The organism is Robinsoniella sp. RHS (assembly GCF_001029355.1).
GTDB lineage: Bacteria > Bacillota > Clostridia > Lachnospirales > Lachnospiraceae > Robinsoniella > Robinsoniella peoriensis.
In genome coordinates this window covers 24,275-32,191 of sequence record NZ_JNGB01000256.1, presented here as the reverse complement: position 1 = coordinate 32,191, position 7,917 = coordinate 24,275, and the positions used below count along the sequence as shown (strand labels likewise).

The 7,917-nt window shown below is 39.9% G+C and carries 7 protein-coding genes; all 7 read left to right on the top strand.

What is annotated here, in order from left to right; genetic code table 11:
- Positions 1-88 precede the first annotated feature (88 nt).
- The 7 genes from RHS_RS32415 to RHS_RS29555 are packed head-to-tail and all read left to right on the top strand — an operon-like array spanning position 89 to position 7,608.
- The gene (locus RHS_RS32415) at positions 89-715 is read left to right on the top strand and encodes a hypothetical protein (RefSeq protein WP_395023678.1); all 627 of its coding nucleotides are present in this window, start codon (positions 89-91) and stop codon (positions 713-715) included.
- Positions 712-915 carry a YdbC family protein gene (locus RHS_RS29580; RefSeq protein ID WP_047835259.1) on the top strand — a complete coding sequence of 68 codons (204 nt, stop codon included), beginning with the start codon at positions 712-714 and terminating at the stop codon, positions 913-915. The genes RHS_RS32415 and RHS_RS29580 overlap by 4 nt, the downstream gene beginning before the upstream one ends.
- Positions 916-927: 12 nt before the next feature.
- Entirely contained in the window at positions 928-2,208 is a 1,281-nt protein-coding gene (locus RHS_RS29575) for an AAA family ATPase (protein ID WP_047835258.1), read from the top strand.
- Positions 2,208-3,332 (top strand): ATP-binding protein, encoded by a 1,125-nt coding sequence (locus tag RHS_RS29570; RefSeq protein ID WP_047835257.1) that lies wholly within the window; start codon positions 2,208-2,210, stop codon positions 3,330-3,332. Before RHS_RS29575 ends, RHS_RS29570 begins: the two co-directional genes overlap by 1 nt.
- Positions 3,333-3,353: 21 nt before the next feature.
- A complete protein-coding gene (locus RHS_RS29565) occupies positions 3,354-3,803 on the top strand; it encodes a hypothetical protein (RefSeq protein WP_047835256.1) in 450 nt (149 codons plus the stop codon).
- Positions 3,803-5,380 (top strand): DEAD/DEAH box helicase, encoded by a 1,578-nt coding sequence (locus RHS_RS29560; protein WP_047835255.1) that lies wholly within the window; start codon positions 3,803-3,805, stop codon positions 5,378-5,380. Before RHS_RS29565 ends, RHS_RS29560 begins: the two co-directional genes overlap by 1 nt.
- An 11-nt stretch (positions 5,381-5,391) precedes the next feature.
- A complete protein-coding gene (locus tag RHS_RS29555; RefSeq protein ID WP_047835254.1) occupies positions 5,392-7,608 on the top strand; it encodes an AAA family ATPase in 2,217 nt (738 codons plus the stop codon).
- Positions 7,609-7,917: the final 309 nt, after the last annotated feature.

The window sequence follows — 7,917 nt, the reverse complement described above, 5'->3', positions numbered from 1 at the left end:
GTTACTTGATGTAGAGGATGTAGAGCAAGAGCCGAGACCACGCCGAAGCAGACAGCCAAGACCAGAATTCTAATAGTAGGAGGGTATTATGAATGCAAGAACACAGTACACACCCCTTACAGAGCAAGAGCAGGAGTTTGCTGCAGATCATTGCCATATGATTGAAGATTTTCTGCGCAAAAAAGGCTATCCGGTTGATGATTGGTATGACGTTGTAGTATTTCGATATTTGCTTTCCGTAAAGAACTGGTTCAACAGACCGGAACTGCGCCGTTTAAGCTTTAGTACAATTGCATATCGGGCAATGTGGTCCGCAATCGGCAATGAACTTAAAAAACGCAACAATAGAATACAGCCGATCAGCCTGGACGCGGAATTACCGGATTCAGATGGATCCAGTTTAATTGATACTGTGACTATTGACAATTTAAATTACATTTATGTGGAAAGGGAGAACCAAATGAAAATTAATTATAATGTAGAGCTTCCGGAAAAGAGGCGGATCGGAGCCAAAAGTGATGAAATAATTGCCTTAGAATCATTCTTGATTACAAAGTCCAAAAATATGTGTTTTGAATACGACACGATAGAAGAAGCAAAGAAAAAAGCACCAAACGTTCAGGGTTACAGGAAGAAGATGGGACACCAGAATATGTATGATGTGTTCCGGTCGGAAAATAAGCTTTATGTTGTTAAGAATGGAGGGAAGGCATGAGTAAAATAGATTTCCAAATTGTAAAGACATTAATAATTTTCCCGGCAGATGGGGAATGGCACAAAGAATTAAATCTAATTAAATGGAATGGACGTGAAGCTAAATATGATTTAAGAGGCTGGAATGCAGATCATACCAAGATGACCAAGGGAGCCACATTAACCGAAGAAGAACTGCAGTTCTTAAAAGCAAATTTATAGGAGATTGTGTCAATGGAAAATATCAAGATCAATAAATTAGAAATAGAAAATGTTAAGCGGATTAAGGCTGTTAAAATAGAACCTACAGCCAATGGATTAACCGTGATAGGCGGGCGGAATAATCAAGGAAAAACTTCAGTACTGGATGCAATTACATGGGCATTAGGTGGTGACCGGTATAAACCATCGGATGCAAAAAGGCGGGAATCTCTTATTCCTCCAAATCTTCATATTGTAATGAGTAATGGACTTATTGTGGACCGTAAAGGAAAAAACAGTGATTTAAAGGTTACAGATCCGAACGGTAAAAAAGGCGGGCAACAGCTTTTAAATGAGTTTGTGGAGCAGCTTGCACTTGATCTTCCTAAGTTTATGGAATCCAGTAATAAAGAAAAAGCACAAATACTCTTAAGTATTATTGGAGTTGGTGATAAATTAGCGGAATTGGAAAAGCAGGAAAAAGAGTTATATAACAAGCGGTTAACGATTGGGCAAATTGCAGATCAAAAAAGAAAATATGCAAAAGAACAGCCATATTATCCGGATGCACCAAAAGAGCTGGTGTCAGCGTCTGAATTAATCAGGCAGCAACAGGCAATTTTAACCAGGAATGGAGAAAACCAGAGAAAGCGTGATAATTTAGGCCAAATTAATCAAACAGTAGAGCGATTAACAGCACAGATTGCAGAGCTTCAGGTGCAGTTAGAGAGAGCATTGACAGAACAGGTGATAGCCATGAAATCCGCTGAAAATCTTCAGGATGAATCAACGGTAGAATTAGAACAGAACATTTCCAATGTTGAAGAAATAAACAGAAAAGTCAGGGCGAATCTGGATAAGGATAAGGCAGATGAAGACGCTTTGATTTATAAAAATCAATACGACACGCTTACAGAAGATATTAATAATATCAGACAGTCTAAACTGGATTTACTTCAAAATACTGAATTACCATTGCCAAATCTTACAGTTCAGGATGGTGAATTACTATACAGAGGACAGAAATGGGATAATATGTCTGGATCTGACCACTTAAAAGTTGCTACGGCAATTGTTCGCAAATTAAATCCAAAATGCGGTTTTGTTCTTCTTGATAAACTGGAACAGATGGATATCGATACATTGAATGAATTTGGGAAGTGGTTGGAAAGTGAAGGTCTGCAGGCAATAGCAACCAGGGTAAGCACAGGCGATGAGTGCAGCATTTTAATAGAAGATGGATACGTCACTGGACAGAACCTAAATTCATTAGAACCAGATAAAAAATCAGAATGGAAAGCAGGTGAATTTTAATGAAAATAATTAAAGGGAAGATACCGGGAGCAAAAAAGACAGTTATATATGGTCCGGAGGGGATTGGAAAATCAACATTTGCAAGTAAATTTCCAGAACCATTATTCATTGATACAGAAGGAAGTACAAGGGATATGGATGTGGCCCGTATGGAAGAACCGTCTTCATGGACTATGTTATCCGAACAGATAGATTATGTGAAAAATAATCCGGATATCTGTAAAACCCTTGTAATTGACACAATAGACTGGGCGGAACAGATGTGTGTAGAACATGTATGTGCAAAACATGGAAAATCAGGAATTGAAGATTTTGGGTATGGAAATGGTTACACATATGTCAAAGAAGAATTTGGTCGTTTCCTGAATCATTTAAAGGACGTAATTGATGTTGGAATTAACGTTGTATTAACAGCTCACGCACAAATGCGGAAATTTGAACAGCCAGACGAAATGGGGGCATATGACCGGTGGGAGTTAAAACTTGGTAAAAAAACCACTTCACAGACAGCCCCTCTTGTAAAAGAATGGGCAGATATGGTCCTATTTGCAAATTATAAAACGTTTTCAATTGCAGTAGATGATAAAGGGAAAAAACATAAGGCGCAGGGTGGTAAAAGAATTATGCATACCACGCATCATCCTTGCTGGGATGCAAAAAACAGATATGGATTACCGGAAGAAATTCCGTTTGACTATGCTGAGATTGCACATATTTTTAGAGAAGCAAATAACAAATCTACAGAGAAAAAACAAATTGAAACAGGAATAAAATCTCAATGCCAGGAGCCTGTCAAGAATCCGGAACCTGTTAATCAAGCCGAACCTGAGAAGACAGCTTCATCAGATAATAATATTACGAATGAAACAAAAGATAAAGGATTTAAGGGAGCATTTGATCTGGATCCAGCTATTCCAAAAGCATTACGTGATCTTATGGAAAAAGATCTTGTAACGGAAGAAGAAATTCAGGAAGTAGTTGCGGCACGAGGTTATTATCCTGCAGCCACGCCAATTACAAATTATGAACCTGATTTTATATCAGGTGTTTTGGTTGGAGCATGGCCGCAGGTGTTTAATATGATCAAAGAAATGCGGGATAAATATGAGATCCCGTTCAATTAATAAAATGGAGGAATTGAAAATATGAGTGAAGAATTAGGAAGAGAATTAGGATGGGATGATGAAATTGAGAAAGAGGGCAGTGATTTTGTCCTTCTTCCAGAGGGAGATTATGAATTTAAAGTGGAAAGTTTTGAGCGTGGCAGACATGCGGGGAGTGAAAAACTTCCACCTTGTAATAAAGCTGTGATTAAATTAAAAATTGATTCTGATCAGGGGACTGCTTTTATAACACATAATCTGTTTTTACACACGATTACCGAAGGCATGATATCTTCGTTTTTCACTTGTATAGGTGAAAAAAAGAAAGGTGAAAAAGTAAAAATGAACTGGTCTGCAGTTCCCGGAGCTACAGGAAAGGCCAAAATTGGTATACATTCCTATAAGAATAAAGACGGTGAAGATCGTCAATCCAATGAAATTAAGAAATTTTACCCGAAAGAAGAAAAGACTTATAAGGCAGGTGAGTTCTAATGGAACTTAGACCATATCAAAAGGAGGCAAAAGACTCTATCTTTGAGGAATGGAACAAGGGCGTTAAAAAAACGCTCTTGGTTCTTCCAACCGGGTGTGGGAAAACAATTGTATTTGCAAAAGTAACAGAGGAATGCGTGAAAAATGGTGACCGTGTATTAATACTGGCGCATCGTGGAGAATTACTGGAACAGGCAGCGGACAAAATAGCAAAATCAACTGGTTTGCAGTGTGCAACGGAAAAAGCAGATGAAAGTTGCCAGGGAAGCTGGTTCAGAATTACAGTAGGTTCCGTACAAACACTAATGAGAGAGAAAAGACTGAAACAGTTTACAACAGATTATTTTGACACCATTATTATTGACGAGGCTCATCACTGCATATCTGATAGCTACCAAAGAGTGTTAGGTCATTTTATTAGTGCAAAGGTACTTGGTGTAACTGCAACACCTGACAGGGGTGATATGAAAAACCTTGGTTCATATTTTGAAAGCCTGGCGTTTGAATATACTTTGCCGAAAGCTATAAAATCTGGTTACCTAAGCCCCATTAAAGCTTTTACATTACCATTAAAAGTAGACTTATCAGGTGTATCTGTACAGGCAGGTGATTTTAAAGTAAGTGATCTGGGAACAGCACTGGATCCATACCTGTACAGTATTGCAGATGAAATGGAGAAATATTGTAAGGACCGTAAAACTGTTGTATTTCTTCCATTGGTAAAGACTTCACAGAAGTTTCGGGATATTTTATGTGAGAAAGGTTTTAAAGCTACAGAGGTAAACGGAGAAAGCAGTGACCGTGCACAGGTGTTATCTGATTTTGATAGCGGTAAATACAACGTGCTTTGTAACTCAATGTTACTTACAGAAGGTTGGGATTGTCCAAGTGTAGATTGTATCGTAGTATTACGTCCTACAAAAGTACGCAGCTTATACAGCCAGATGGTCGGACGCGGTACCCGGTTGCATCCTGGAAAAACAGAATTATTATTACTGGATTTCTTATGGCATACAGAACGGCACGAACTTTGTCATCCGGCAAGCCTTATATGCCAGGACGAAGAAGTAGCCCGGAAGATGACTGAAAACATAGAGGCTGCCGGCTGTCCAATAGATATTGAAGAAGCTGAAAAAACGGCTGCGGAAGATGTTGTAGCCCAAAGAGAAGAAGCTCTTGCAAAACAGCTTGCTGAAATGAAACGCCGAAAAAAGAAACTGGTGGATCCATTACAGTTCGAAATGAGCATCCAGGCAGAAGATTTATCTGGATATGTTCCGGCGTTTGGTTGGGAAATGTCCCCACCTTCTAATAAACAGGTAATGTCGCTTGAAAAATTAGGAATTATGCCAGATGAAATTGATAATGCAGGTAAAGCAGCAAAAATTCTTGACAGACTGGAAAAACGTAGGATGGATGGACTAACCACTCCGAAACAAATACGTTTTCTGGAGGGGCGCGGATTCCAGCACGTAGGTACCTGGCAGTTTGAAAATGCAAAAAATCTTATTGACCGAATAGCAGCAAATGGGTGGAAAATCCCAAGAGATATTAATACGCAGGAATATAAAGGATAGGAGGAATGATCATGGACAATAACCAGTATGACCTTTTAGAGGTTCTTGAACATATAGAACCATCAGAACTAGACTATCAGGATTGGGTTAATGTAGGCATGGCGTTGCAGCATGAGGGATATGGTGCATATGTGTGGGATGATTGGAGTAAAAGAGATCCAGGTCGTTATCATTCCGGTGAATGTCAACGAAAATGGAATAGTTTTAGTGGCGGATCCGGTACCGTGGTTACAGGCGGGACCATGGTACAGATGGCAAAGGATCAAGGATGGGTACCGGAACGGAATACAGGTCATGCACTGGACTGGGATGATGTGATATCTACAGATAAGGATGATCTGGTTATTGTTGATAAAAACTGGATTGAAGCCAAAGAAGTAAAGATCCCAGATGTATGGGATCCAGCAGGGCAGATCATAAAATATCTGGAAATTCTTTTTGAAGCCTCTGAAAATGTAGGGTATGTGACTGAGAGCTGGGAAAAAGAAGGAAAATATTTGCCAACCAAGGGGAGTTGTGACCGTACAGCAGGACAGTTAATTGAACTGCTTTCTAAATGCAATGGCGATATAGGTTCTGTGCTGGGGGACTGTAAACCGGAAGCGGGGGCATGGATACGGTTTAATCCGCTTGATGGGATTGGGGTTAAAAATGAAAATGTGACAGATTACCGATATGCCTTAGTGGAATCAGATACCATGGATATCGATAAACAGAATGCAATTATACGGGAACTGGAACTTCCGGTGGCTTGCCTTGTACACAGTGGAGGTAAAAGCCTGCATGCAATTGTGCGGGTAGATGCCCCTGACTACAACGAATACCGAAAAAGAGTTGATTACCTATACAATGTCTGCCAGAAGAATGGAATTAAAATTGATACTCAAAACAGAAATCCTTCCAGGCTTTCAAGAATGCCCGGAGTGTTTAGAAATGGAAATAAGCAGTTTTTAGTAGATACGAACATAGGCAAGGAAAACTGGCAGCAATGGTTTGAATGGATCGAAGGTGTTAATGATGATCTTCCAGATCCGGAGAGCATGGAGAATGTTTGGAATGACTTGCCAGAACTGTCAGCTCCCCTTATTAAAAATATCCTTAGACAAGGGCATAAGATGTTGATCGCAGGTCCATCTAAAGCAGGTAAGTCTTTTGCACTAATAGAGTTGTGCTGCGCAATTGCTGAGGGTAAAACATGGATGGGGTGGGAATGCCAGCAAGGAAAAATTATGTATGTAAATCTTGAACTGGATCGGGCGAGCTGTCTGCACCGATTTAAAGATGTGTATACATCACTTGGATATATGCCTGATCATTTATCAAATATAGACATCTGGAACCTTAGGGGGAAGTCTGTACCAATGGATAAGCTTGCACCAAAGTTAATACGCAGAGCAGCGAAAAAGGATTATATAGCCATCATTATTGATCCAATCTACAAAGTAATAACAGGAGATGAGAATAGCGCTGATCAAATGGCCAACTTTTGTAATCAGTTCGACAAGATTTGTACAGAGCTTGGAACGGCAGTAATTTATTGCCACCACCACAGCAAGGGGAGTCAGGGCGGCAAAAGATCCATGGATCGTGCATCAGGTTCCGGGGTATTTGCACGTGATCCAGATGCATTGCTTGATCTTATTGAACTTGATCTTACAGACGAAATTTTAATGCAGGAAGAAAATAAAGCTGTGTGTAAAGCCTGTATCAATTATCTGGATAGCCATTTTAAATGGAAAGATGATGTATCACAGGATGATATGTGTAGCAGTAAAGTAATGCTGGATTACTGCAGAGATAAACTGGATGCGTTGGATTTTAAGGTGTTAAATCTCAGAGTGGAGCAGGCTGCAAAGGCAGCTAAAATGAAAACAGCATGGCGCATTGAAGGTACCCTCCGTGAGTTTCCGAAGTTCCAGCCAGTAAATCTATGGTTTGATTATCCGGTACACAATATAGATCCATCAGGCGCTCTGGGGGATATACAGCCGGATGTAGAAAAGCCAGCCTGGAAAAAAAGCTTTGGCAATAAAAAAACTCCTGCAGACAGGCAAAAAGAAAATTTAGAACAGGTTGAAACTGCCTATAATGCGCTGGCGATTAATGGAAAAGTTATGGTTTCAGATTTTGAAGAGTATTGGACATTGACAAAAAATGCAGCAAAAAACAGGATTAAAAAATGTCCGAATTTTGAAATTCAAAATGGCGAAGTTATAAAGAAAGAATAACTGTCAGTGTCAGTTGTCGAATGAACTTACACCACTGATAGGTATCAGTCAGTGTCATTATGCTCGAAAACTGATACTGATATCAGCGTGTCAGTCATTGTGCAATTTGCTAAAACTGATAGGTGTCAGTTTCCGAGTGTCATTGTGCAAGTTGCTGGGTGTCAGTGTCAGTGTCAGTCCCCCCTAAAGGGGGGATAAGTGACACTGACAGGTCATTGCGGGGTAAGTTAGTCAGTGGGGCTTGAGGTTGCCCCCACTGACCAGACTAACCCGCTGACAATGACTAGAGGAAAAAATGATAGATAAAAA

What these genes read in the sequence shown, in the direction of transcription:
- RHS_RS29565 (WP_047835256.1), top strand. Translation starts at nt 3,354, where the DNA reads ATGAGTGAAGAATTAGGAAGAGAATTAGGATGGGATGATGAAATTGAG.
- RHS_RS32415 (WP_395023678.1), top strand. Translation starts at nt 89, where the DNA reads ATGAATGCAAGAACACAGTACACACCCCTTACAGAGCAAGAGCAGGAG.
- RHS_RS29575 (WP_047835258.1), top strand. Translation starts at nt 928, where the DNA reads ATGGAAAATATCAAGATCAATAAATTAGAAATAGAAAATGTTAAGCGG.
- RHS_RS29555 (WP_047835254.1), top strand. Translation starts at nt 5,392, where the DNA reads ATGGACAATAACCAGTATGACCTTTTAGAGGTTCTTGAACATATAGAA.
- RHS_RS29580 (WP_047835259.1), top strand. Translation starts at nt 712, where the DNA reads ATGAGTAAAATAGATTTCCAAATTGTAAAGACATTAATAATTTTCCCG.
- RHS_RS29560 (WP_047835255.1), top strand. Translation starts at nt 3,803, where the DNA reads ATGGAACTTAGACCATATCAAAAGGAGGCAAAAGACTCTATCTTTGAG.
- RHS_RS29570 (WP_047835257.1), top strand. Translation starts at nt 2,208, where the DNA reads ATGAAAATAATTAAAGGGAAGATACCGGGAGCAAAAAAGACAGTTATA.